The organism is Lysobacter capsici, assembly GCF_014779555.2.
GTDB classification, from domain to species: domain Bacteria; phylum Pseudomonadota; class Gammaproteobacteria; order Xanthomonadales; family Xanthomonadaceae; genus Lysobacter; species Lysobacter capsici.
The window spans coordinates 2,041,131-2,064,627 of sequence record NZ_CP094357.1; the positions used below are offsets into that span (position 1 = coordinate 2,041,131).

General features: G+C 67.5%; 20 protein-coding genes. 11 read left to right on the forward strand and 9 right to left on the reverse strand.

Going from position 1 to position 23,497, the window contains the following annotated elements; all coding sequences use genetic code 11:
• Nucleotides 1-169 precede the first annotated feature (169 nt).
• Nucleotides 170-496 (forward strand): hypothetical protein, encoded by a 327-nt coding sequence (locus IEQ11_RS08530; protein ID WP_247024766.1) that lies wholly within the window; start codon nucleotides 170-172, stop codon nucleotides 494-496.
• Here the strand turns inward: IEQ11_RS08530 and IEQ11_RS08535 are convergent.
• Nucleotides 472-2,883 (reverse strand): penicillin acylase family protein, encoded by a 2,412-nt coding sequence (locus IEQ11_RS08535; RefSeq protein WP_191822799.1) that lies wholly within the window; start codon nucleotides 2,881-2,883, stop codon nucleotides 472-474. The two genes, IEQ11_RS08530 and IEQ11_RS08535, sit on opposite strands and share 25 nt — an antisense overlap.
• A 326-nt stretch (nucleotides 2,884-3,209) precedes the next feature.
• On the opposite strand from IEQ11_RS08535, the gene IEQ11_RS25870 reads away from it, so the two are divergent.
• Complete coding sequence (locus tag IEQ11_RS25870) at nucleotides 3,210-3,335, forward strand: hypothetical protein (protein WP_281439926.1); 126 nt, start codon at nucleotides 3,210-3,212, stop codon at nucleotides 3,333-3,335.
• Nucleotides 3,336-3,500: 165 nt separating this feature from the next.
• A complete protein-coding gene (gene asnB / locus IEQ11_RS08540; protein ID WP_046656150.1) occupies nucleotides 3,501-5,186 on the forward strand; it encodes an asparagine synthase B in 1,686 nt (561 codons plus the stop codon).
• Nucleotides 5,187-5,271: 85 nt separating this feature from the next.
• Here asnB and IEQ11_RS08545 read toward each other — a convergent pair whose 3' ends face one another.
• From IEQ11_RS08545 to IEQ11_RS08560, 4 genes are all read right to left on the reverse strand, one after another.
• The gene (locus tag IEQ11_RS08545; RefSeq protein ID WP_191822800.1) at nucleotides 5,272-5,739 is read right to left on the reverse strand and encodes a hypothetical protein; all 468 of its coding nucleotides are present in this window, start codon (nucleotides 5,737-5,739) and stop codon (nucleotides 5,272-5,274) included.
• A gap of 538 nt (nucleotides 5,740-6,277) precedes the next feature.
• Entirely contained in the window at nucleotides 6,278-6,754 is a 477-nt protein-coding gene (locus IEQ11_RS08550; RefSeq protein WP_036113923.1) for a hypothetical protein, read from the reverse strand.
• A 232-nt stretch (nucleotides 6,755-6,986) separates the two neighbouring features.
• Nucleotides 6,987-8,114, reverse strand: coding sequence for a polysaccharide deacetylase family protein (locus IEQ11_RS08555; protein ID WP_191822801.1), 1,128 nt, complete (start codon nucleotides 8,112-8,114; stop codon nucleotides 6,987-6,989).
• A 37-nt stretch (nucleotides 8,115-8,151) separates the two neighbouring features.
• Nucleotides 8,152-9,318 (reverse strand): tetratricopeptide repeat protein, encoded by a 1,167-nt coding sequence (locus tag IEQ11_RS08560; RefSeq protein ID WP_191822802.1) that lies wholly within the window; start codon nucleotides 9,316-9,318, stop codon nucleotides 8,152-8,154.
• A 259-nt stretch (nucleotides 9,319-9,577) separates the two neighbouring features.
• On the opposite strand from IEQ11_RS08560, the gene IEQ11_RS08565 reads away from it, so the two are divergent.
• Genes IEQ11_RS08565 through IEQ11_RS08575 form a run of 3 tightly spaced genes read left to right on the forward strand, consistent with a single transcriptional unit; the run spans nucleotide 9,578 to nucleotide 11,980 of the window.
• Nucleotides 9,578-11,395, forward strand: coding sequence for a monovalent cation:proton antiporter-2 (CPA2) family protein (locus tag IEQ11_RS08565; RefSeq protein WP_096414105.1), 1,818 nt, complete (start codon nucleotides 9,578-9,580; stop codon nucleotides 11,393-11,395).
• Nucleotides 11,396-11,438: 43 nt separating this feature from the next.
• Nucleotides 11,439-11,840, forward strand: a complete 402-nt coding sequence (locus IEQ11_RS08570) for a hypothetical protein (RefSeq protein ID WP_191822803.1) — start codon at nucleotides 11,439-11,441, stop codon at nucleotides 11,838-11,840.
• Entirely contained in the window at nucleotides 11,837-11,980 is a 144-nt protein-coding gene (locus IEQ11_RS08575; RefSeq protein ID WP_191822804.1) for a hypothetical protein, read from the forward strand. Before IEQ11_RS08570 ends, IEQ11_RS08575 begins: the two co-directional genes overlap by 4 nt.
• A gap of 20 nt (nucleotides 11,981-12,000) precedes the next feature.
• On the opposite strand, the gene IEQ11_RS08580 is transcribed toward IEQ11_RS08575, so the two are convergent.
• Both IEQ11_RS08580 and IEQ11_RS08585 read right to left on the reverse strand, forming a co-directional pair.
• Complete coding sequence (locus IEQ11_RS08580; protein ID WP_191822805.1) at nucleotides 12,001-12,936, reverse strand: TolB family protein; 936 nt, start codon at nucleotides 12,934-12,936, stop codon at nucleotides 12,001-12,003.
• Nucleotides 12,937-12,961: 25 nt separating this feature from the next.
• Complete coding sequence (locus IEQ11_RS08585; RefSeq protein WP_191822806.1) at nucleotides 12,962-13,582, reverse strand: CGNR zinc finger domain-containing protein; 621 nt, start codon at nucleotides 13,580-13,582, stop codon at nucleotides 12,962-12,964.
• 177 nt (nucleotides 13,583-13,759) lie between these two features.
• Between IEQ11_RS08585 and IEQ11_RS08590 the strand changes: the two genes are divergently transcribed.
• Nucleotides 13,760-14,719 (forward strand): MBL fold metallo-hydrolase, encoded by a 960-nt coding sequence (locus tag IEQ11_RS08590; protein WP_191822807.1) that lies wholly within the window; start codon nucleotides 13,760-13,762, stop codon nucleotides 14,717-14,719.
• Between the two features lie 84 nt (nucleotides 14,720-14,803).
• Here the strand turns inward: IEQ11_RS08590 and IEQ11_RS08595 are convergent, their stop codons facing one another.
• Nucleotides 14,804-16,180 carry a trypsin-like serine peptidase gene (locus tag IEQ11_RS08595; RefSeq protein WP_191822808.1) on the reverse strand — a complete coding sequence of 459 codons (1,377 nt, stop codon included), beginning with the start codon at nucleotides 16,178-16,180 and terminating at the stop codon, nucleotides 14,804-14,806.
• 474 nt (nucleotides 16,181-16,654) lie between these two features.
• Nucleotides 16,655-18,034 (reverse strand): trypsin-like serine peptidase, encoded by a 1,380-nt coding sequence (locus IEQ11_RS08600; RefSeq protein ID WP_191822809.1) that lies wholly within the window; start codon nucleotides 18,032-18,034, stop codon nucleotides 16,655-16,657.
• Between the two features lie 453 nt (nucleotides 18,035-18,487).
• Here IEQ11_RS08600 and rnr point away from each other — a divergent pair, with 453 nt between their 5' ends.
• The 4 genes from rnr (at nucleotide 18,488) to sugE (ending at nucleotide 23,494) form a co-directional block, all read left to right on the forward strand.
• The gene (rnr, locus tag IEQ11_RS08605; RefSeq protein ID WP_191822810.1) at nucleotides 18,488-20,971 is read left to right on the forward strand and encodes a ribonuclease R; all 2,484 of its coding nucleotides are present in this window, start codon (nucleotides 18,488-18,490) and stop codon (nucleotides 20,969-20,971) included.
• Between the two features lie 575 nt (nucleotides 20,972-21,546).
• The gene (gene rlmB / locus IEQ11_RS08610; protein WP_191822811.1) at nucleotides 21,547-22,308 is read left to right on the forward strand and encodes a 23S rRNA (guanosine(2251)-2'-O)-methyltransferase RlmB; all 762 of its coding nucleotides are present in this window, start codon (nucleotides 21,547-21,549) and stop codon (nucleotides 22,306-22,308) included.
• Nucleotide 22,309: 1 nt separating this feature from the next.
• On the forward strand, nucleotides 22,310-23,029 hold the full coding sequence (locus IEQ11_RS08615) for a DUF3592 domain-containing protein (RefSeq protein WP_191822812.1): 720 nt from the start codon (nucleotides 22,310-22,312) through the stop codon (nucleotides 23,027-23,029).
• A gap of 153 nt (nucleotides 23,030-23,182) precedes the next feature.
• The gene (gene sugE / locus IEQ11_RS08620; protein WP_036113894.1) at nucleotides 23,183-23,494 is read left to right on the forward strand and encodes a quaternary ammonium compound efflux SMR transporter SugE; all 312 of its coding nucleotides are present in this window, start codon (nucleotides 23,183-23,185) and stop codon (nucleotides 23,492-23,494) included.
• Nucleotides 23,495-23,497: the final 3 nt, after the last annotated feature.

A 23,497-nucleotide genomic window follows, 5' to 3' on the forward strand; every position in this document is an offset into this window, starting at 1 on the left:
AGCTTTTGATCCTGCTTGCAGCTTTAAAGGCTTTAAAGCTTATAAGCTTTGAAGCTCTAGAGCTTTTGAAGCCAAAGGCAAGATCAACAGCTTTCGTCCGCAAGCGGCCGAGTTACTTTCTTTTGTCAAAAGCGACAAAAGAAAGGTAACCAAAGAAAAACGCTTTTTTGTGAATCAAGTGCCCGCAAGTGCGGGGCTTCCGCAGGCATGCGCCACACGGGACATCCATGTCCCGGTGGCGCACGGCGTGCATCCTGCACGCCGCCCTTCGGGTGTGCTTTTGCTAACGCGAGTTCCGGGCTTCGCAGCGCTGGATGAGCTGCGCGGCTTCGGACTCAAGCCAAAGCCAAAGCCAAAGCTGAGGCTATCCTTCAACGGCAACGGCAACGGCAACGGCAACGGCAACGGCAACGGCAGTCGCAAGCATGATGCGCGCGCCCGTCGCCCGTCGCCACGACGCCTAAGCGATCGCTACGGCTTCAACGTCAAGGTATAACGCGCCTGCCCCGGCAAGAACGGCGTCGGCCGGCCGTGTACCCAATCGTCGTGACCCGCGCCCCAGAACGGCGATAGCGGATGCCCGCTCTGGCCGCCGGGCATATGGATGATGCCGTCGACCTCGTGACCGGGCGAGACCACCATGCGTTCGGAGGCACCGAAATCCGGCCGCTGCACGCGCGGCATCGCGGCGTCGCCGGGGAGTTGCTCGAACGGCATGCACAGCGCGCGCTTGGCGAAGCCGGGCAGGGCCGAGGCGAGCGGGTGGCAGATGCGCGCGGTGTTGTGCTCGCCCCACGTGTGCTTGGCCAAGGCCGCGGCGGCGTTCGCGCCGGGCGCGATGCCGAAATCGTCGAGCACGTCGCGCGCGGCGTGTTCGAGCAGGTCGTCCCACGACGCTTCGTTGCGCGGCAGCAGATTCGCCGGGCGCTGCTCCAGCAATGGCCAGACCACGCCCTCGAGCTGCTTGAATTCGGGCATCTCGAATTGCTTGCCCAAGGCGACCTGCGCCGGCGCGGTCAGGCCGTTGGCGATACGCGTATGCACGGCGCGACGCCAGTTGCGGACCAAGCGATAACTGACCGAACCGGGTTCGGCGCGGCCTTCCCATTGCTTTGCGGCGGTGGCGAGCGCGCCCAGCGCGGTGCCGTCGCCGTTCTTGCCGGTGCGCGCGGCCTGATCCTGCAGCAGCTTCCACCAGCGCTGCAGGAACAAGGCGCGATCGTCGAGCTGGATCGCCAGCAGATCGCGTTCGTTGAAACGCTGCTTGGCGAACAGGCCGTCGCGGATCTGTCCGGCGCGCGCGCCGAGTACGTAGTTGCCGTCGCCGATGCGTTCGAGTTCCAGGCCGTCGAGAGTGCGGGTGTTCGCGGTCCACAGCCGGCCCGAGGGCGGCGCGATCAGATGCGGTGCGTCCTGGGTCTGGATCGTCCACGGGGGGCAGGTCGGCGGCGCGAGCGCTTGCCCGCGCGGGTCTGCGTTCTCGACCGCCAGGGTGGTGGCGCAATCGCCTTCGCGTTCGGGAATCGGGCCGAGCAGGCGCCAGCCGATCTTGCCGTTGCGGTCGCCGACGACCAGGTTCTGCACCGGCAGCGCGACCTCGCGCGCGATGCTCATCGCATCGTCGACCGATTGCGCGCGGGTCAGTTCCGACAGGCCCATATTGAGCGCGCCGGGCAGGTGCGCCGACCAGCGCAGCGCCAGCGCGCTGCCGTCGGCGTTGTCGTGCATCAGCGGGCCCCAGGCGGTTTCGCGCACGAGGAATTTCCGCGCCGCGCCGCCTTTGACCGCGATGAGTTCCTCGTGCTCGATCAGGCCGGCGCAGCCGCCGGGCTTGGCCGTGCTCGCGCAACCCGGTTCCAGCGACCAGTCGGCCCAGTCGCCGTAGCTGTTGGTGAACGCCCAGGCGACCTGGCCGTTGCTGCCGACCACCAGCGCCGGCAGGCCGGGCAGGGTGAAGCCGTTGGCGTCGATGCGGCCGCCGGGCACGCGCGCGTCGGCGTAGCGCAGGCGCGCGCGGAACCACAGGTTGGGCGCGCGCAGGCCCAGGTGCATGTCGTCGGCGACGATCGCGCGCCGGTCGGCGGTGAGGCTGCCGGCGACGGCGAAGTTGTTGCTGCCGATCTCGTCGGGAAACGGCAGTTGCAGCAGGCCGCCGGGCGCCGGCGTGGGCAGTTTGCGCAGGTCGACCTGATCGGCGCCGGGCAGGACCGCATCGCCGATCGGCGCGCCGAACAGCGGCGCATCCCAGCTGGTGCCGGCGTGGCTCAGCAACCGGTACAGCGGCGCGGGCAGCGAATGGCCCAGTTGCCAGTCGCCGAATTCGCGCGCATTGGCGCCGTCCTGCAGGTCGAAATACATGGCGTAACCGACCAGGGCCGAGTCGGTCACCGTCCAGGCCTCGGGCTGCGCCTGCAGCAGCAAATAAGGCCAGGGCTTGCGCGACAGCCCCCGCAGGCCGGCATTGACGCCGTCGCTATAGGCTTGCAGCAGCGCGGTCTTGTCGTTGGCGAAAGCGGCCAGTTCGCGCTGCACGCGGCTGCGCAGGCGATGCACGCGATGGCGGCGGTCGTAATCGAGCGCGCGTTCGCCGAACAGCGCCGACAACTCGCCGGCGGCGGTGCGGCGCAGCAGGTCCATTTCGAAATAGCGCTCCTGGCCGTGGACATAGCCCAGCGCGCGCATCGCATCGGTCTGGTTGGCGGCGTCGACGGTAACCACGCCGAGCGCGTCGCGCTGGATCGTCACCGGTGCCGACAGGCCGGGCAGGGCGAGCTCGCCCTGCAATTGCGGCAGGCTGCCGCGCAGCAACCACCAGGCGCCGACAGCGGCGATCGCGAACAGGCAAAGCAGCGCGAGCACACCGCGCTTGATCCATTTGGCCATGAAGGTCCTCCGTAGGGCGAGCTTAGCCGAAGTCTGCGGCGGCCCGGCGAAGCTGGGATGAAGTGGCGGGTTGGTCGAAGAACGGTTTTGCCCGGGCGGCCACGGAATCTGGCGGCCTGTCATGGAGGGGCGGCGGACGGCGGCTTTGCGGCCCGTTGCGAACGATCCGTTGCCTGAGCGAATAGCGGCGGCAGCGATAGCCCTTCCACGCCAGATGCCGCGACGCGTGGGGCGGACGGGGTGAAATGGCGGGACCGCGACGGCCGTCGCGCTGGCCCGCATCCGGGGCGCTTGCATCCGGCGCCGTCCTCAAGCAGGATCGGTCCATGAGCTTGCATTCCGCCATCGCCATCGCCCGCAGCGCCGCCTTCGCCGGCCGCGCGCGCGCGGCCGCGGTACGGGGCAACAATAATAATCGCAATAACGCCAGCCTCCCGCGGGCCGGCGATTAGCGCGCGCAACACACGCTCAATCGCTCAGGAAGCCCGCACTGCGAAGTGCGGGTTTTTTTGTTTTTGGGGTGTGTGTTAGAGCAGGTGTTCGTCCTTGAACAAAAGCCCGGCCATCCATGGCTGGGGATTCAGAAAAGAGCCGTATAACCCCACCGGAGATTTTCGATGTGCTCGATCCTAGGTTTGTTCGACCTGCGCCCCGGCGCCGATCTGCGGCCGCTGCGGCCGCTGGCCCTGTCCCTGTCGGCGAAGCAGCGCCATCGCGGCCCCGACTGGTCCGGCGTCAGCGTCGAGGCGCGCGCGATCCTGGTGCATGAGCGCCTGGCCATCGTCGATCCCACCGGCGGCTCGCAGCCGCTGCGTTCGGCCGACGGCGAGCTGGCGCTGGCGGTCAACGGCGAGATCTACAACCATCGCGAACTTGAGCAGCAGCTCGCGCAACCGTATGCGTTCCAGACCAAGTCCGATTGCGAAGTCATCAACGCGCTGTACCGCGAAAGCGCCGACCTGGGCGAACTGCTCAACCGCCTCAACGGCATCTTCGCCTTTGCCCTGTGGGATGCGGCGCGCGGCCGCTACGTGATCGCGCGCGATCCGTTCGGCGTGTGTCCCTTGTACTGGGGCCACGACGCCGACGGCCGCCTGTGGGTCGCGTCGGAAATGAAGGCGCTGGCGCGGCTGTGCGACGACGTCGCGCCGTTCCCGGCCGGGCATTACTACGACAGCGACGTCGGCGTGCCGGTGAAGTATTACCAGCGTCCGTGGCGCGACTACGCGGCGACCGAAGGCGTGGAGGTGTCCAAGCAGGAACTGCGCGAGGCGTTCGAGCGCGCGGTGCATCGGCAGATGATGAGCGACGTGCCGTACGGGGTGCTGCTGTCGGGCGGTCTGGATTCATCGCTGGTCGCGGCCTGCGCGGCGCGTTTCGCGCGTCGGCGCATCGAAGAGGACGATCAGGCCGAAGCCTGGTGGCCGCGCCTGCATTCCTTCGCGATCGGCCTGGAAGGCTCGCCCGATCTGGCCGCGGCCGAGATCGCCGCGGCCGCGCTCGGCACCGTCCATCACGGCTTCACCTACACCTTCGAAGAAGGCCTGGACGTACTGCCCGATGTGATCGCGCACATCGAAACCTACGACGTCACCACCATCCGCGCCTCCACGCCGATGTTCCTGCTCGCGCGCCGGATCAAGGCGATGGGCGTGAAGATGGTGCTGTCGGGCGAAGGCTCGGACGAAATCTTCGGCGGCTATCTGTATTTCCACAAAGCGCCGAACGCGCGCGAGTTCCACGAAGAACTGGTGCGCAAGCTCGATGCGCTGCACAGCTTCGACTGCCTGCGCGCCAACAAGTCGATGATGGCCTGGGGCGTGGAGCCGCGGGTGCCGTTCCTGGACGTGGAGTTCATCGAAGTGGCGATGCGCATGGACGCGCAGGCCAAGATGGTCGACAAGGCCACCGGCCGGATCGAGAAAGCGGTGCTGCGCGAAGCCTTCGAAGGCTATCTGCCCGATTCGATCCTGTGGCGGCAGAAGGAGCAGTTCAGCGACGGCGTGGGCTACGGCTGGATCGACGGACTCAAGGCGCACGCCGAGGCGCAGGTTGGCGATCGCGAATTCGCCACCGCCGCCAGCCGCTTCCCGATCAACACGCCGCAGACCAAGGAGGCCTATTACTACCGCGGCCTGTTCGAGCGCCACTTCCCGGGCACCGCCTGCGCCGAGACCGTGCCCGGCGGCAAGTCGATCGCCTGTTCCTCGCCGGCGGCGATCGCCTGGGACGCGGCCTTCGCCAATGCCGCCGATCCGTCGGGCCGCGCGGTGGCGGGGGTGCATCAGGCGGCGTTGGTCTGACTCGATTCCGCGCGGTGGCGGAGCGCGAAAAAACCGGATGCCGCGATCACGGCATCCGGTTTGCGGTCAGACGTTCGCCGAGCGATCAAAGCCCGCAACCGATCCAGTTCTGTTGCTTGCTGCGATTGTCGACCGTGCCGTTCGGGCAAACCACGTCGATGATGGCGAATGCGTTCAGTTCGCACGTCGAGCTGCGGCCGACGAACTTGATCGCCTCGGCCGGCGCCGGCGGATATTGATTTTCTCCTTGACGCTGAGTCGTCTCGAAGGTCCACGGATCGCTCGGGCTGTTGCGATGCCCCGCCTGCGAACGCAAGGTGTAGCGCGGAACCGGCGGACTGACGGCGTTGTTCGCAAGAACGGTGGTGTTGACCACGACGGTCGCGGTGGAGGTGGTGTTGCCGAAGTCGAAGGTGAAGCGGCCGGTGTAGGCACCGTTGCACAGCGGTACCAAGGTGTCGACATCGGGCGGCGGCGTGGCGACGGCGGATAGCGAAGCGAGCAAACACGCGGTCAGGGTGCCGAACAGGCCGATCGAACGAATCTTGTGCATGGAACGTTCCTTGTCTGAGGGTTGAATCGATGAAAGCGACGGCGTGGGCGTGGCCGGCGTCGTCGGCTCCGACACAACGCCGAAAGCGTCGGTGCGTCGGCTACGGTCGCCGACCCGTAGGCAGGCGGGGGGCTGCGCCGGCGGACGATGCGGTTTGTTGATGGCTCCTCCTTGAAGTGAGTGACTCGAGCGCGCGAAATCCTTCGTGCGCCTACGGTTACTCGCAATCCGCGGGAGCAACGGCTCATCGTCAGCAATCTCGTGGCGGACTTGCATGGCGGCAAGTTCAAGGCCACAGGCCGTGCGCGGCGTTGAGCGCGCGCAGTCGAGGTAGTCCAGTTCGGACGGGCGCAATCGATCTGCGCTGTAGTCGGTCGATCCAGGCCGCGCAATCGCGACGCCGTGGCCGGCTGGGTATTCAGCCGACCACGGTTGGACTATTCAACGCGGTAATCAACGCCGGGTATCGCATCGCAATAGCGGCCGATGCGTTATCGGGCGCGCGGCCACGCGTCAGCGCGCGCGGCCGCCGAGTCGCTTACAGGCCGCAGCCGACCCAGTTGCGCGTGAGCTGCTTGGTCTCCCAGCTGCCATCGGGGCAGTGCACGTTGACGATGGCGCTGGCGACCAATTCGCAGCCCGCGTCCTTGAACAACATGCCGTTCGCGGTGACCGGCGAGGTCGAGAAGGCGCCGTAGACTTCGCTGCTGTGGGTGTCGCTGGTCCAGTTCGGGTTGACCGAGTTGCGCCGCATCACCGTGCTTTCGGCGACGAAATAGCTGGGGTACGGGATCGACCCGTGGACGAAGGGATGACGCACCAAGCTGGCTTCGGCGTGGGCGCTGGCGGTGGTGCCGGTCTGGCCGAAATCCAGTTGCAGTCGAGCCGAGTATCTGCCGCCGCAGGCGGACTGGTTTTCCAGGACGCTGGGCGGATCGGACGCGAACGCGGCCAACGGCAGGATCAGCGAGAGCAATCCGGCGGCGAGCGCCGAGGCGGTGTGGGTCTTGAGCATGGCGAGTCTTCCTTGGATGACGATGGACTGAAGTCCGCGCAGTCGTGTCCCCTTGAGCGTCCCATCCGGTCGGACGTACGCTCGGACTGCGCGAACGACACCGCTCAGGCGGCGTCGCGCCGAATGTGGCGCAGGCGGCATCCGGCGTGAATACGCCAGCGATGGGTTTGCGATGAAGCGCGGATCGGGCCGACGAAACCGCGCGAGAGACGAACGAAATTATCGGCGCCGATCAACCGCGCGCCGGATAATCCTTGCAGTCGACCCAGTGCACGCCGGCGCCGCGCGTGTGCTGCAGCACCCATGGCAGCGCAATGCGTGCCTTGTCGTGTATGTCGTGGAACAGGATCGTGCCGTGTCGCCACAACAGCATCAGGCTCAGCAGCCGGCCTTGCATATCGGTCGGCGTCATCTTCGCGTTCCAGTCCTGCGAATCGATGCCCCACAGCACCACGCGCTGGCCGTGTTCGCGGAAGAAACCGCCGCTGTCGGCCAGACGCTGGCCGTAGGGCGGACGGAACAAGGGTACGTACAGCGGGTCAGCCTGGGCCTTGATCAACGCGGCGCTGCGCAGGACCGAATCCTGCCATTGCGGCCAGCGCGAATGCGACTGGTGCTCCCAGCCATGCGAGGCCACGCACATGCCGGCATAGCGCTGCGCGGTGCTCAGCTTCGGATTCGCCGCGACCTGTTGCTGCAAGGACTGTCCGAGCACGAAGAAGGTCGCGTCGAGCTTGTGCTCGCGCAACACGCGCAGCAGCTTGTCGGTGTTGCCGCCGGCCGCGCTGGGGCCATCGTCGAAGGTCAGCAGGAACTGCCGGTCGGGCAGTTCGCTGCCGTCGACTTCGTCGGGCGAATAGGTGTCGATCTCGCTGCTGGTGCGCGGGAACAGCGCGGCCAGGCGCAGTTGTTCGTCGAGATAGATGCGATGGAAGCGCGCCGCGTCGCCGCGCCAGGCGGCGTAGGCGTTGTCGGGTGCGGCGTTGAAGGCAAGCGCGAGCGCGCGCAGCGCGGCGGTGTCGGCGGCGGGTTGGCAGAACGCCTCGCGCGGCGCGCAGGCGCGCGAGGCGAGGCGGTAGTTCGCGCTCAGCCGCTGCCAGAAACGCGCGCGTATCTTGTCGACCGATGCGCGATCGATCTGCTTGAGCTTGAGCCGTTGCGCCAAGGCCGCGTCGTCGATGGCTTCGCTGAGCGCCAGTTCGTGGCCGAAGGCGAGGATCTCGGCGCGCGAGGCGCGATCGAACGCGGCCGGCGAATTCAATGCGTGCGGCCAGGTCGCGCGATCGGCGCTGGCGACTTCGGACGGGCCGGCGGCCTGCGCGTTCGTCATGCACGCCAGCAGCGACAGCGCGAAAGACATCGAGTGGCGCAGGCGCGCGCGCTTGCGAGGCGGATGTTCAATAGCCACTGACACGCTCCAATGCCTGATCGTAGGTCTTGTCCGGCTTTTCGCGCTTGGCCGCCAGATAGTTCGACATGGCCCGTTCGTACTGGCCGTCTTCTTCGTACAGTTTGCCGATGTTGTAGTACGCGCCGGCGCGGATGGTCGCCGCGCCCGCGCCCTTGGCCAGGGCGATGGCCTTGCGCGAGGCCCAGATCGCCTCGGCGGCGCGGCCGAGCTTTACGTAAGCCAGGCCGAGATTGCTGTAGCTCAGCGCATGCGCGGGATCGAGTTCGATCGCCTGCTGGTACAGTGCCACCGCGCCGCGCAGATCGCCGCTGCGATACGCCGCCTCGCCGCGCAGGTTGGTCGCGACCGCGGCGTCGCCGGCTTCGCTGCCGACCGGCTCGTCGCCGCCGCGGCCGCCGATGCGCGCGATCTCGTCGCCGATGCGTTCGGCGCCGAGCGCGACGGTGCTGATCGCGTTGAGGTCGTCGAAGCGGCCTTCGCCGTCGACCCGGAACACCGTCCACAGATTGCCGGTTTGACCTTGCGGCACCCGATAGCTGCGCACCAGCGATTCGCCGATGTACACGAACACCTGCGCCTGGCTGCGCGCGAGCGCGCGGCTGTCGGCCTGGTCGCGATGACCGAAGTCGTGGACCGCGAAGGTATAGCTCTGGCCCGGATGACGGCGCTGCACGGTGATGGTTTCCGGGCCGCGCTGGCCGCTGTGGTCCAAGTCCAGGCTGGCGTCGCGTCCGCTCTTGCGTTCGAAATAGACGTGGTTACCGGGGTAGCTCAGATGCGCGTCCAGGTCGGCCGGGGTGTCGCCCCAGTTGAGCACCACGCGCATGCCGTCGAGGTTGTGCATCACCGGGCTGAGCGCATACGCGGGGACCTCGCAGGGGCATTGCACGATCAGCTCGGCATAGCCGGGCTTGGCGATCACCAGTCGCGATTGCGGGTCGCGCGCCAGCACCGGATCGAGCGTGGCGCGGCCTTGCGCGTCGGTGGTCGCGACCAGCGAGGGACGGTCGACGCGCTGCAGGCTGACCGTGGCGCCGTCGATGGGACGATCGGCGAGGATCGCGCTGACCACCTGCACGCGCTCGCTTTGCGCATGCGCCGGCCCGGCGGTCGAGACGAGGCCGATCACACAGGCGAGGGCGGGCGCGGCCATGCGGCGAAACATCCTGATTGCGTTCCTGGGGCAGCGGATCGGGGGCGAGATGATGGCGATGATACGCAATGCCGACGCCGGGTTGGGCGGCTTTCCCCGCCTGGAACGTGCATTGCGCGGCGGTCCGCGCCACCGCGCCTGTTAGGCTGTAGCGGCGCGGCGGCGGTGGTCCGGCATGGCTCGCGGCTTCGGCTAACGACCCGGCCATTGCCCCGTCCGCGCGATCGATCAACGGCAAACGCAACACGGGAGACGCGCGATGGCAGCTCAAGCGCAGGGCAGCGAACTGGTCAATGTGGTGGTGCTGCTGGCGGCGGGCGTGATCGCGGTCCCGGTGTTCAAGCGGATCGGCCTGGGCTCGGTGCTCGGCTATCTGGCCGCGGGCCTGGCGATCGGGCCGTTCGGACTGGGGTTCTTCGCCGATCCGCAGGCGATCCTGCATGTGGCCGAACTCGGCGTGGTGATGTTCTTGTTCATCATCGGCCTGGAGATGCGGCCCTCGCACCTGTGGAGCCTGCGCCGCGAGATCTTCGGCCTGGGCACCGCGCAGATCGCGCTGTGCTCGGCGGCGATGACCGGGGTCGGGCTGCTGTTCGGTTTTCCGCCGGTGGTCGCTTTCATCGGCGCGATGGGTTTCGTGCTCACCTCGACCGCGATCGTGATGCAGATCCTCGGCGAACGCGGCGACCTGGCGTTGCCGCGCGGGCAGCGGATCGTCTCGATCCTGCTGTTCGAGGACCTGCTGATCGTGCCGCTGCTGGCCCTGGTCGCGCTGATGGCGCCGCCGGACGCGAGCGGCGCGACCCATTCGCGCTGGCTCGACATCGGCATCGCCATGGCTTCGCTGGCGACTCTGCTCGCGGCCGGCATCTGGCTGCTGAACCCGCTGTTCCGCGTGCTCGCCGCGGCCAAGGCGCGCGAGGTGATGACCGCGGCGGCGCTGCTGGTGGTGCTCGGCGCGGCGCTGCTGATGCAGATCGGTGGCCTGTCGATGGCGATGGGCGCGTTCCTGGCCGGGGTGCTGCTGTCGGAATCGACCTTCCGCCATCAGCTCGAGGCCGATGTCGAACCCTTCCGCGGCATCCTGCTGGGCCTGTTCTTCCTCAGCGTGGGCATGTCGCTGAACCTGACCGTGGTCGCGGCGAACTGGCCGCTGATCGTCGGCGGCGTGCTGGCGCTGATGGTGGTCAAGGCGGTATGCATCTACATCGTCGCGCGGCTGCTCAAGTCCTGCCATACCGAGTCGCTGGACCGCGCGGTGTTGATGGCGCAGGGCGGCGAATTCGCCTTCGTGCTGTTTTCCGCCGCGGCCGCGGCCAAGCTGATCGACGCCGAGATCAACGCCAACCTGACCGCGATCGTGGTGCTGTCGATGACCTTGACCCCGCTGGCGATCATCGCCTTGCGCAAGCTGTCGCCGAAGATCGCGCTGTCGCTGGAAGGCGTGGACGAACCCAACGGGCTCAGCGGCAGCGTGCTGCTGATCGGCTTCGGCCGTTTCGGTCAGGTCGTGTCGCAATCGCTGCTCGCGCGCGGGGTCGAGGTGTCGATCATCGACACCGACGTGGAGATGATCGAAAGCGCGCAGACCTTCGGTTTCAAGGTTTATTACGGCGACGGCACGCGCCTGGACGTGCTGCACGCCTCCGGCGCCGACAGCGCCCAGCTGATCGCGATCTGCATCGACGACCGCGCCGCGGCGACGGTCACCGCACAGCTGATCAAGCACGAATTTCCGCAGGCGCGCTTGCTGGCGCGCAGTTTCGACCGCGAACACGCGCTGGATCTGGTGCATGCCGGGGTCGATCTGCAGGTGCGCGAGACCTTCGAATCGGCGATGCGCTTCGGCGAAGCGGCGCTGGTCGAACTCGGCGTGCCGGTCGACGAAGCCGCCGAGGTGGTGGCCGATATCCGCCGCCGCGACGCGGAACGTTTCGAACTCGAACTGGTCGGCGGCGTGCGCGCGGGGACTTCGCTGTTGTACGGCAACATGCAGCAGACCCCGTTGATCGCGCCCAAGCCGCGGCCGTCGCGGCGGGACCACGAGGAAGAGCACGCGCCCGGCATTTCGGCTTGAATCGAGCCGAAGGCGTTCCGCGCGCACACAGGAGGAATCGTCGATGGCATGGACGCTTTGGCATTTCGCGTTTCCGGCGGCGGCCGCGCTCGGCGTCGTGTTCATGCTCCTCGCGTTCAAGTACGGCATGCACGTGCATGCCAGCGCGACCCTGGCGCGGCTGCGTCCGTTGCCGCGGCAGCGGCTGGAATTGCCCGGCACGGCGTACTGCAACGTGTCGATCGAGCGCGGCGATTACCGCGACTGCTTCGACGATGCGCGCTTCGTGCTGCGCGACGCGAACGGCGCCGAACTCGAGCAGTACGGCAAGTGGCTGCGGGTGCGCTACAACCACCAGCCGCCTCGGACCGGGTCGTCACCAGTTTCATCACGCCCGACGATGGCGTGGTCGAACTATCGATCGAAAACCCCGCGCCCGAGGCCGAAACCGCGACTTGGGTGGTGATCCAGCGCGATGTCGAGCAGGTGGTGGCGATATGGGTGGCGCTGGGCATCACCGGCGCGGCGATGGCGATGTTCGGATCGGCGTTCGCGGCGATGCTGTGGAGCAGCGCCTTACTGCAGGGCGGCGCTGCTGGCGGTTGAGGCTGCTGTCGCGGGCGTAGTCAGCGTTTGACGCTGGCGCAATCCGGCGGCCAGCGTTTGTCGGGCGACGCCGCCAGATCGATCACGAAGAATTCGCCGGAGCGTTCGCCATCGGCCTGGGCGAACAGCAGCCGGTCGCCGCCTGGCGACAACAGCGGGCCGACCTGGAACACGTCGCCGCGCGCCTTGATGCGCTCGCGCTCGATCCATCGGTCGCCGCTGCGTTCGAAACGGTACAGATGCGAGCGGTCGCCGCGGTCGATCACCGCGATCATGCGCCGGCCGTCGCGCGAGACCTCGGCTTCGTACTCGTTCGCCGCGGTGCTGACCGGCGCGCCGAGATTGCGCACCTGCCAGGCGCCGCCCGCCTGCGGCGTGGCCAGGTAGATATCGCCGCTGCCGTGGCCGCCGTCGCGGCTGGAGCCGAAGTAGAGGCGACCGTCGGCCATCGCGCGCGGCAGCAGCTCGGACGCTTTCGAATTGACCGGTTCGGGCAGGCGTTGCGGCTGGCTCCATTCGCCATCGCGCATGCGTTCGACGACGTAGATATCGAGGTCTTCGCCCTTGGGGTCGTGGCGCGTGGATACGAAATACAGGCGGCGGCCGTCGGCGCTTACGAACGGATCGGCATCCAGGCCCGGTTTGGACGCGGCGAACGCGGGCGCTTTCGGCGTCGACCAGACGCCGGCCTCGCAACGTGAATGCAGCAGCCGCCAGTTGGCGAATTGGCGGTCGCTGCGCATGAAGTAAATCTCGCGGCCGTCCGGTGTGAAGGTCGGCGAGGATTCGTACTGGTCGCTGCTGATATTCGGTGGCGCCCAGCGTAGCGGCTCGGGCGCACGCGCCGCGGGCCGGTGGTAGGCCATGGCGTAGGCGGTCGCGCAGGTCGCGGCGAGCAGCGCGCTGGCCAACCAGTACACGGCGGGTTCGGGATGACGCGGAGTAGTTGGGTTCACGGTGGCGTCCTGTGCGCGCGGGGCGCTAGTCGTCGCGTTGCCGCTGCTGGAACCGCCGCGCCTTGGCCACGTTGCCGCAGGTGGCCATGTCGCACCAGCGCCTGCGGCCGTTCTTGGAGGTGTCGATGAACACCCAGCCGCAATCGTTGCCGTCGCACACGCGCAGCCGGTCCAGGCGCGCGTCCTTGAGCAGTTCGATCGCATACGCGGTGATGACGTGCGCGATCAGGTCGAGACCGGAGCGTTCGACCGACCACTGGGTCTGCAATCGCGAATCGCGCGAGACCAGCCGCGCGGCGCGCGAGGCGGCGAGCCGCGCCTGATCCAGGCTGTCGAGCGCCGCATCGTCCGGTTGCCGGCCGTGGGCGAGGGCGTACAAGGCTTCGCACAGCGCTTCGCGCAAGTTCTTGCAGCGCGCCAGCGCGGCGGCGGCCTTGGCCGGCGATTCGGCGGCGAGCGCGTCCAGCGCATTGAGATCGCCGCGCGCGAACAACTCGCTCTGGCGCGCCCAGCGCAGCAGCCCGGCATAGTCGTCGAGCCAGTCGCGCGGCTGGGTGTCGCGCGCGGTGACAGTGTTGACCAGGTCCAAAGCCGGGTCGCCGCCGACCAGATCGGCCGGTTTGAAGACATGGAATTCCAGCTGCATGATTCACCTTTAAAATTGATTTGAAAGGTTATAGCGATTCGCGCCCGCGCCGCAATGCGGCATCGGTGGATTTCCGATGGGCGGCATGCGCACGCGCGCGCGCCGTCACGCGATCTGCGCCGGATCTGGTTCACCCTGACCGCCCCTTGGTCCGCCCCATCGTCGGAGAACCCCGTCATGCCCTCCTCCGGATTGTCTGTCGCCGTTTCGCTGGCCTGCCTGACCCTGGGCCTGGCCGCTTGCACTCGGCACGATGCGCCAGCGCCGGCTGCCGCCGAACCGGCCGCGTCCGCCGCCAGTGCCCCGGCCCCGCCCGCCGAACCGGCCGCGCAGCCGTTGCAAACCCAGGTCTACAACCCCGGCAAGAACGGCCTGTTCCAGGTCAGCTCGGTGCTGGTCACCGGCGCGCGCGAGGCGGTGTTGATCGACGCGCAGTTCGGCGCGGCGCAGGCGCGCGAACTGGTCGAGCGGATCAAGGCCTCCGGCAAGACCCTCACCACCATCTACATCAGCCACGGCGACCCGGATTACTACTTCGGCCTGGACACGCTGCAAGATGCCTTCCCGCAGGCGAAGATCCTGGCGACGCCGCAGACGGTCGCACACATTCGCGCGAGCCAGGCGGCAAAACTCGCCTACTGGGGCCCCAAGCTCGGCGCCGATGCGCCCAAGCGCATCGTGATCCCCGAGCCCTTGCAAGGCGACCGCATCGAGCTGGAAGGGCAGGCCTTGCGGATCGTCGGCCTCGACGGGCCGACGCCGGACCGCAGCGTGGTCTGGATTCCCTCGATCCGCACCGTGGCCGGCGGCGTGCCGGTGGTGGCCGGCGAACATCTGTTCATGGCCGATACGCCCACGCCGCAATCGCATCTGGATTGGCTGGCGACGTTGCAAAAGATCGAAACGCTCAAGCCCGAAGTCGTCGTGCCCGGTCACTTCGCGCCCGGTTCGGCGCAGACCCTGGACGCGGTGCGTTTCAGCGCCGATTACATTCGCGCGTTCGACGAAGAGGCGGCCAAGGCCAAGGATTCCAAAGCGTTGATCGCGGCGATGAAGCGACGTTATCCGGCGCTGGAAGGCGAGTTGTCCCTGGATATCAGCGCCAAGGTCGCCAAGGGCGAAATACCCTGGCCGTAAGCATTCGATGGTCGCCGTGCCCAAAAAAACGGGCCGCTGCATCAGCAGCGGCCCGCGTTTTTCAACCGGGTCCAGACCGAGTGATCAGGGATTGAAATAGCTCGACACGCTCGAATAGATGTCGGCGAAGCGCGAGTAGTAATCCGGATCGCGCGGCGCGCTGCAGTACGAGGTGCCGCCGTACAGGCCGCCGCGCAGCTGATAACCGCCGCTGCTGGTCACGGTGAACAGGCCCGAGCCCGAGGAGCCGCCTTCGGTGACGCCGGTGTTCCAGACCACGCGATACAGCGGCGACTTGCCGTCGATCGAGGTCGACAGGCCGGTCACCGAACCCAGCGAGTACTTCTTGACGTCGCCGGCCGGGTGATGGATGCCTTCGATGGCGGTGCCGGTGGAGGCGATCGCCGAGCTCGACCAGCCCGCATACACCGCGCCCGACGGCGGCGCGGTCTTGAGTTCCAGCAGCGAGGTGTCGCGGGTGGTGTTGGCATGACGCAGATACGCGCCGCCGCTGAGCGTGGTGTAGGCCGAGTTAACCACCGAGCCGTTGCAGGTGGTGGCGTCGTAGAACCAGTACGTCTGCAGGGTGTTGGCGACGGTCTGGGTGCTGATGCAATGCGCGGCGGTCCAGAACAGGCGCTTCTTCGGCGAGTAGTTGTTGTTGAGCAGGGTGCCGGTGCACAGGTAGGTGCCGCCGCCGGTGGTGAAGGTCATGCGCGCGACCGACTTGGCGGTCGACACGAAACCCGACGGCGGGCTGACCCGGCACACGATGTCCTTCTCGCACGAATCGCTGTCGCCGATCGCCTTCTGCAGAGTCTTCTCGCTGGCCGCCGGGCTGACGTCCAGGTGCGACAGCTGCGGGATGTTGAGCGACAGCGACTTGGCGCTGACGCCCTTGGGCAGCACGATTTCGACCGTGGCGGTGTCGCCGGCGACCACCGGCGACCAGACCAGCTCGTTGCCGGCGAAATCCGCGCCGTTTTGTTCGAACACGCGACCGTCGTTGCCGGCGAAATGCAGCACCGCCGACCTGGCGCCGGCGCCGCGCAGCGACAGGCCCGCGCGCAGCGCGACCGCGCCGGCCGAGGACACTTCGAAGCGCGCGGCGCTGCCGCCGTTGGCCAGCGGCAGCCAGTTGAGCGTCTTCAGATCGATCCGGCTGCGCGCGATGTCGCGCGCGTAGCCGATTTCCAGCGGTTCGCCGTTCTTGTCCTGGCGGACCCGACGGTCCTTGAGCGCGGACACGTCCAGGCTGGTCGGCTGGCCCAGGCTGACCAGACGCGGCGCGGCGGCCTTGGCGGAGATCGCGAAATCGGCGGCGCCCATGGCGCCGGCCAACGGGGTTTCGGTGACCGGCGCCGAATCCATTTCGGCGTTGGCGGTCTTGGCGGACGCCTGGATCGAGAAGCAGGACAGGCCGGCGACGAGCGCCAGGCAAAGTGCGTTCTTGCGGATCATCGTGCGTTTCCTTGGGTGGCTGTGGGGATGTCGGCGCAGTGGCCGAAAGCTCCGCGTGACTAGCGCGGAGTGAGCACGCTATGCCGCATCGATGTGGCTTTTTTGTGCGCTTATTCGGGCTTCTCGGAAGCCGGCGAAGTGCAAGCCGTTACCGATGAAACGGTTTCGGTCAAGCGTGGTTGCGATCACAGATGCGGCGATCGGCGCGAAGTGCGCACATGCGTTGACGGTTGTTCGATCGATGCATGAGGCTTGCAGCTGCGGCGTTGCAACACGCGCGTGTTGCGCGATCGCTGCCGATGATGCGCGATGCCGTGGGCGGTTCGCGCCGGTATTGGTTTCGACTCGTTATTGCCGCTAAGGCGCGCAACTGCTCTTGAGTCGAATTTCGAAAAATCGAAACACGCACGGCAAAAAAAAACCGGCCGCTGCTTGCGCAGCGACCGGTGGCGAAAACCAAACCTGTGTCGGCGATCAGGGATTGAAATAGCTCGACACGCTCGCGTAGATGTCGGCGAAGCGCGAGTAGTAATCCGGCGCCTGCGGATTGCTGCAGAACGAACTGCCGCCCCACAAACCGCCCCGCAGCTGATAACCGCCGCTGCTGGTGATGGTGAACAGGCCCGAGCCCGAGGAGCCGCCTTCGGTCACGCCGGTGTTCCAGACCACGCGGTACAGCGGCGATACGCCGCCGGCCGAGGTCGACAGGCCGGTCACCGAACCCAGCGAGTACTTCTTGACGTCGCCTGCCGGGTGATGGATGCCCTCGATCTTGGTGCCGGTGGCGGTGATGGCCGCATTCGACCAGCCCGCATACACCGCGCCCGCTGGCGGCGCGGTCTTGAGTTCCAGCAGCGAGGTGTCGCGGCTGGTGTTGGCGTGACGCAGGAACGCGCCGCCGCTGAGCGTGGTGTAGGCCGAATTCACGGTCGAGCCGCCGCAGGAGGTCACCTCGTAGAACCAATAGGTCTGCAGCGTGTCGGCTTCGGCCTGGGTGCTGATGCAATGCGCCGCGGTCCAGAACAAGCGCTTTTTCGGCGAATGGTTGTTGTTGAGCAAGGTGCCGGTGCACAGCCACGAGCCTTGCGCGTTGGTGTAGGTCATGCGCGCCACCGATTTGGCGGTGGACACGAAGCCGGCCGACGGATTGGCGCGGCACACGATGTCCTTCTCGCACACATCGCTGTCGCCGATCGCCTTCTGGATGTCCTTGTCGCTGGCGACCGGGCTCAGATCCAGGTGCGAGAGCTGCGGGACGTTCAACGACAGCGACTTCGGATTGACGCCCTTGGGCAGGACCAGTTCGACGGTGAGCGTGTCGCCCGACACCATCGGCGACCAGGCCTGGGTGTTGCCGGCGAAATCGGCGCCGCCTTGCTCGAACACGCGGCCGTCGTTGCCGGCGAAATGCAACCGGGCCGACTTGGCGCCGCTACCGCGCAAGGACAGCGCGGCGCGCAGCGCGCTGGCGTTTTCGGAGGTCAGGGTGAAGCGCGCCGAGCGGCCGCCGTCGGCCAGCGGTTGCCAGGCCAGGGTGTTGAGATCGATGCGGCTGCGCTCGACCTTGCGGTTGACGCCGATTTGCAGCGGCAGGCCGTCGCGATCCTGCTTGATGCGGCGCGATCGCAGCGCGGCCACGTCGCTGCGGGTGAGCGAGGGCAGGCTGAGCACGCGCGCCGGGGCGGTTTTCGCCACGGAGGCGAACTCGGCCGCGCCCATGGCCGCGGCCGAGGGCGCCTCGGTAACCGGCGCCGAATCCATTTCGACCACGGCGGGCGGCGCCGCGACGGCGGCGGTCGAGGCGACGGACAGGCTGGCGAGCAGGGCGAGGCGAAGGGCGTGATTCTGGGTCATCGTGCGTTTCCTTGCGTTGCTGAAGGGAATGCGTGCGGGCAGGGCAAGCGGACGCCGGTTGGTTGGCGGAGCCGTCCGCCGCGGGCCGACGCCTGGACCCTAGGCGGCGGTCGAACGGCGGTTTTGTGCGCCCGTGCCGGCTTCGCGAAAATCCGGCCGGCGCAAGGGGCCGTGGCCGAGGCCATGGCGGAAAAGCGTGATTGCGATTGCAACTGACGATCGATGGGGCGGGTGCAGAACATCCACAAAATGGCTGGATCAGCCGACTATTTGCGTTGAACCGCGCTCAACTGCGCGGAACTCCCGGCGCGCTGGCCGCCGCATGCGTGCCATGCCGGCGTCTCGTGACCACATCGATGGGGCCGTCAGCGCGGTGCCGGTCCGGTCCGGCCGGCGTCTGCGCGGGCCGCGGCTGCGACGCCGCGTTCATGGCGATGTGAGACCATGTAAGCCATGACCAAAAAAACGAAGAGTACGAAGACCGGTAAGCCCGGCAGCAGCAAGACGTCCCCCACCGGTGCCGGCGCGGCTCCCAGCAAGAAAGGCGGCGCCAAGCCGCCCGCGGCGCGCCCGCCCTGGTTGCCCGACAATCTCCAGCACGGCGCCAGCAAGACCCCGCGCAAGAAGGCCGCGTCCGGCCCCGCCAGCTTCCTCCCGCAGGTTCCCGGCCCGGCCGTCAAAGGCCCCGCGGCCAAAGCGCCGCCTTTTCACGATCCCTACGCCGACCGCGAAGCCTCGCGCTACGAGCAGCCGATCGCCAGCCGCGAGCTGATCCTGCAGACCCTGGCCGCGGCCGACGGCCCGATGTCGGCCGAGACCCTGGCCGAACAGCTCAAACTCAGCGAACCCGACCGCGCCGACGCGCTGGGCAAGCGCCTGGGCGCGATGATTCGCGACGGCCAGCTGATCCGTAACCGCAAGGGCGATTTCGCCCCCGCCGCGCAGATGGACCTGATCCCCGGCGTGGTGATCGCCAACCCCGACGGCTTCGGCTTCCTGCGCCCGGAAAGCGGCGTGGGCGACGACCTGTTCCTGCCGCCGTACGAAATGCGCAAGGCCATGCACGGCGACCGCGTGCTGGTCAGCGTCACCGGCATGGACCGCCGCGGCCGCCGCGAAGGCGCGATCGTGGAAGTGCTCGAACGCCGGCTCAACCGCCTGATCGGCCGCTTCACGGTCGAGCAGGGCATCAGCTACGTCGTGCCCGACGATCGCCGCATCCAGCGCAACGTGCAGATCCCGCCGGACGCGCGCATGGATGCCCAGAACGGCCAACTGGTCGTGTGCGAACTGGTCCAGGCGCCCGACCACAAGCGTCCGCCGATCGGCCGCGTGCTCGCGGTGCTCGGCGACAAGCTCACCGCCTCGCTGGCGGTGCAGGCCGCGATCCACGGCCACGAAATTCCCGACGTGTTCCCGCAGGAAACCCTCGACGAAGCCGCCGCGGTGCCGCTGACCGTGCCCGAGTCGGTGGCCGCGCAACGCGTTGACCTGCGCAAGCTGCCGCTGGTCACCATCGACGGCGAGGACGCGAAGGATTTCGACGACGCGGTGTACTGCGAAAGCAACCGCGACGGTTTCCGCCTGGTGGTCGCGATCGCCGACGTATCGCATTACGTCCGCCCGGGCACGCCGCTGGACGACGAGGCGCAAAAGCGCGCGACCTCGGTGTATTTCCCCGGCTTCGTCGTGCCGATGCTGCCGGAGACCTTGTCCAACGGCATCTGCTCCTTGAACCCGAAGGTCGACCGCCTGTGCTTCGTCTGCGACATGCAGATCGATCGCGAGGGGCAGGTGACCGAATCGAAGTTCTACGAGGCGGTGATGAACTCGCACGCGCGTCTGACCTACACCACGGTGTGGAACGCGGTCGGCGACGTGCCCGAGGAATTGAAGAGCGAGGCGCATGCGCAGATCGGCTCGCTGCTGCCGAACATCGAGCGCCTGCACCAGTTGTTCCATGTGCTGCTCAAGGCGCGGCAGAAGCGCGGCGCGATCGAATTCGAATCCAGCGAAGTGCGCTTCGTGCTGGGCAGCAACGGCGAAGTGACCCAGGCCGGCATGCTCCAGCGCAACGACGCGCACAAGTTGATCGAGGAATGCATGATCGCGGCCAATGTCGAGGCCGCGAAGTACCTGATCGCGCAGGAAGTGCCGGCGCCGTACCGCATCCACGACCGCCCGCCGGAACAGAAGTACGCCGATCTGCAGGAGTTCCTCAAGGAATTCAAGCTGCGCATGCCGGCCTGGAACCAGGTCGAACCGCGCGATTTCACCGCGTTGCTGAAGAAGATCCGCGAGCGTCCCGACGCGGCGTTGATCGAATCGGTGCTGCTGCGCAGCCAGAGCCTGGCGGTGTACGCGCCGGAGAACGTCGGCCACTTCGGCCTGGCGCTGCATGCTTACGCCCACTTCACCTCGCCGATCCGGCGTTATCCCGACTTGCTGGTGCATCGCGCGATCAAGCACGCGCTCAGCGGCGCCAAGCCCAGCGCGTACGGTTATTCGCCGCGGCAGATGAGCGCGCTGGCGCTGCAGTGCTCCGAACGCGAGCGCCGCGCCGACGAGGCCGAGCGCGAGGTCGACGAGCGCTACCGCGCCGCGTGGATGGAACAGCATGTCGGCGGCGAGTTCGAAGGCACTATCAGCGGCGTGACCAGCTTCGGCTTGTTCATCGAACTCGACGAATCCAAGGTCAACGGCCTGGTGCATGTCACCCAGTTGCCGCACGACTATTACCACTTCGATCCGATCCGCAAGACGCTCAAGGGCGAGCGCACCGCGCGCGAGTTCCGGCTCGGCGACCGGGTCGCGATCGTCGTGCTCAAGGCCAGCGTGGAAGACCGCAAGATCGACTTCCGCCTGGTCGAGGAGCGCGGCGCCAAGCCCTTGCCGCCGCGCGGGCAACCGGCGAAGCGGCCCAAGCAGAAGTATTGAGGCAGCGTGGCCGGCGTCGATCGGAGTTGACCGATCGCGCCGGTGACCACCCAGGCAGGATGTGTGTTGGACGCTAGCGGTGGCGCTTCGTCGCCCGGTGACTGCGCCCGCGTTACTCGTAAGCACGCCCCGGGTTTCGTGTGGCTAAGACTTCGTAACCACGATCCAGCTTGCCCGTGACTGCGGCTGCGGCGCGCTAATCAGTCGCCCCCTTTGACAAAGGGGGCGAGCGCCCGGCGCAGATGCCATTAGAGCCAGCGACTCCAGCGCGGGGGATTTGCTCTTCCATCGGCGGGTTGCGTTGCTGCGGGCGGGTAAGAGCAAATCCCCCTGGCCCCCCTTTTTCAAAGGGGGGAATCCTTCGGGTAGGTTTCAAGGGGCAGCCGGGAGTTCGGGGCCGGGCCGCAGTGGCTGCCCGCTGTCGGCCGCCGCCGCAAGAAACCACCGCAAACCGCCGCCGGGTCCCCGCCGACCGCCCCAACCGTGGCGGTAGCTTAGAATTCATCCCCCAGATCCAGCCCTGGCCTCGCGCGCCCGCGCGGGCGCCCCGGCCACGACCGCCCCACGGAATCCCCATGAGCCAGAAACAATGGATCGCCGGCATCAACGCCGTCGCCGCTTCGATCGAACACGATGCGTCCAACGTGCGCGAGGTGCTGATCGAGGCCGGCGCCAAGAACCCGCGTCTGACCGAGATCGAGACCGCCGCGCGCCGCGCCGATATCGACGTGCGCCGGGTCGCGACCAATGCGCTCGAAGGCGTGGTCGGCAATCTGCGCCATCAGGGCGTGGTCGCGCGCTACGCCGCGGCCAAGACCTGGAACGAGAACGAGCTCGAGGGGCTGGTCGAAGCCGCGCAGGGCAAGGCGCTGATCCTGATCCTCGACGGCGTGCAGGACCCGCACAACCTCGGCGCCTGTCTGCGCAGCGCGGCGGCCGCCAACGCGACCGCGGTGGTCATCCCGAAGGACAAGTCGGTGCAGGTCAACGCGACCGTGCGCAAGACCTCGGCCGGCGCGGCCGACAGCATCCCGGTGATCCCGGTGACGAATCTGGCCCGCGCGATGCGCGACCTGCAACAACTCGGCGTATGGATTTACGGCCTGGCCGGCGAAGCCGATGCATCGCTGTATTCGATCGACCTCAAAGGCAACGTCGCCCTGGTCCTGGGCGGCGAAGCCGACGGCCTGCGCCGCCTGACCCGCGAGAACTGCGACCAGTTGGTCAAGATCCCGATGCCCGGCGGCAACGCGGCCACCGGCGTGGAAAGCCTCAACGTGTCGGTCGCCTCGGGCGTGACCTTGTTCGAAGCGGTGCGTCAGCGCGGCGCGGCATGAGATGAACCTGTCGCTGGGCCGCGGCATGAACTGGCTGTGGCTGTTCCCGGCCATCGGCGCGGCGATGCTGCTCGGCGCGCTCGCGATCGCGGTGACGCAGCAGCGGTTCCGGACGCAGGCGCTGCATGCGAAGGGCGTGGTCGTCGAGCACAGCTTCAGTCGTTCCGATTCCAGCGATTCCGGCAGCGGCGGCACCTACTGCCCGATCGTGCATTTCACCGCCGCCGACGGCCGGCAGATCGAATTCGTCGGCGGGGTGTGTTCGCAGCCGCCCGCCGAAAATGTCGGCGAGACGGTGGCGGTGCTGTATCGCGAAAGCGATCCGCACGACGCCAGGATCGATTCGTTCCTGACCCGCTGGCTCGCGGTGATGGTCGTGGGCGGCCTCGGCGGCGTGTTTCTCGCGATCGGCCTGCTGGCGGTGCTGCCGGGCCTGCGTGGACGCCGCATCGCGGCCGAGTTGCGGGCGACCGGCGTGGCGGTGCAGGCCGACGTGGTCGAGGTGGCGCGCGAGAGTTCGATCAAGGTCAACGGCCGCTCGCCGTGGCGGATCCACGCGCAATGGCGGGACCCGGCCAGCGGCAAGATCCATCTGTTTCGCAGCGACCCGCTCTGGTTCGATCCGAGCGACTACGTCGGCGAACACGTCAGCGTGCTGATCCGGCCCGGCCGGCCCAAGCGCTATTGGCTGGACACGCGTTTCCTGCCCGAGCTGGCCTGAGCGAGGCGGCGGCGCGGTCAGAGCGGTCGCGGGGTTACACCCCGGTCATCGACGGGCCCGAGGCGCGTGAGAAACTGCGCATCACGAGGCGGGGACGACCCCGCTGCTTCAATCGCATCCGGGGACGGCCCCATCGTCAATCTGGAGTCAGTCATGCCCTGGATCTTGCTCGTACTCGCCGGCCTGTTCGAAGTGGGCTGGGCGATCGGTCTGAAATACACCGAAGGTTTCACCAAACTGTGGCCCTCGCTCGGCACGGCCGCGGCGATGATCGTCAGCCTGGGCCTGCTCGGCCTGGCGATGAAGTCGCTGCCGGTCGGCACCGCTTACGCGATCTGGGTCGGCGTCGGCGCGGTCGGCACGGTCATTCTCGGCATCGTGCTGTTCAACGAACCGGTCAATGCCCTGCGCATCGGCAGCATCGTGTTGATCATCGCCGGGCTGGTCGGTTTGAAGCTGGCCTGAGAT

Excerpts from the sequence above, each read along its gene's own strand:
- IEQ11_RS08535 (WP_191822799.1), bottom strand. The coding sequence starts at position 2,883 with ATGGCCAAATGGATCAAGCGCGGTGTGCTCGCGCTGCTTTGCCTGTTC.
- IEQ11_RS25870 (WP_281439926.1), top strand. The coding sequence starts at position 3,210 with ATGAGCTTGCATTCCGCCATCGCCATCGCCCGCAGCGCCGCCTTCGCC.
- asnB (WP_046656150.1), top strand. The coding sequence starts at position 3,501 with ATGTGCTCGATCCTAGGTTTGTTCGACCTGCGCCCCGGCGCCGATCTG.
- IEQ11_RS08545 (WP_191822800.1), bottom strand. The coding sequence starts at position 5,739 with ATGCACAAGATTCGTTCGATCGGCCTGTTCGGCACCCTGACCGCGTGT.
- IEQ11_RS08550 (WP_036113923.1), bottom strand. The coding sequence starts at position 6,754 with ATGCTCAAGACCCACACCGCCTCGGCGCTCGCCGCCGGATTGCTCTCG.
- IEQ11_RS08555 (WP_191822801.1), bottom strand. The coding sequence starts at position 8,114 with ATGTCTTTCGCGCTGTCGCTGCTGGCGTGCATGACGAACGCGCAGGCC.
- IEQ11_RS08560 (WP_191822802.1), bottom strand. The coding sequence starts at position 9,318 with ATGGCCGCGCCCGCCCTCGCCTGTGTGATCGGCCTCGTCTCGACCGCC.
- IEQ11_RS08565 (WP_096414105.1), top strand. The coding sequence starts at position 9,578 with ATGGCAGCTCAAGCGCAGGGCAGCGAACTGGTCAATGTGGTGGTGCTG.
- IEQ11_RS08570 (WP_191822803.1), top strand. The coding sequence starts at position 11,439 with ATGGCATGGACGCTTTGGCATTTCGCGTTTCCGGCGGCGGCCGCGCTC.
- IEQ11_RS08585 (WP_191822806.1), bottom strand. The coding sequence starts at position 13,582 with ATGCAGCTGGAATTCCATGTCTTCAAACCGGCCGATCTGGTCGGCGGC.
- IEQ11_RS08590 (WP_191822807.1), top strand. The coding sequence starts at position 13,760 with ATGCCCTCCTCCGGATTGTCTGTCGCCGTTTCGCTGGCCTGCCTGACC.
- IEQ11_RS08595 (WP_191822808.1), bottom strand. The coding sequence starts at position 16,180 with ATGATCCGCAAGAACGCACTTTGCCTGGCGCTCGTCGCCGGCCTGTCC.
- IEQ11_RS08600 (WP_191822809.1), bottom strand. The coding sequence starts at position 18,034 with ATGACCCAGAATCACGCCCTTCGCCTCGCCCTGCTCGCCAGCCTGTCC.
- rnr (WP_191822810.1), top strand. The coding sequence starts at position 18,488 with ATGACCAAAAAAACGAAGAGTACGAAGACCGGTAAGCCCGGCAGCAGC.
- rlmB (WP_191822811.1), top strand. The coding sequence starts at position 21,547 with ATGAGCCAGAAACAATGGATCGCCGGCATCAACGCCGTCGCCGCTTCG.
- IEQ11_RS08615 (WP_191822812.1), top strand. The coding sequence starts at position 22,310 with ATGAACCTGTCGCTGGGCCGCGGCATGAACTGGCTGTGGCTGTTCCCG.
- sugE (WP_036113894.1), top strand. The coding sequence starts at position 23,183 with ATGCCCTGGATCTTGCTCGTACTCGCCGGCCTGTTCGAAGTGGGCTGG.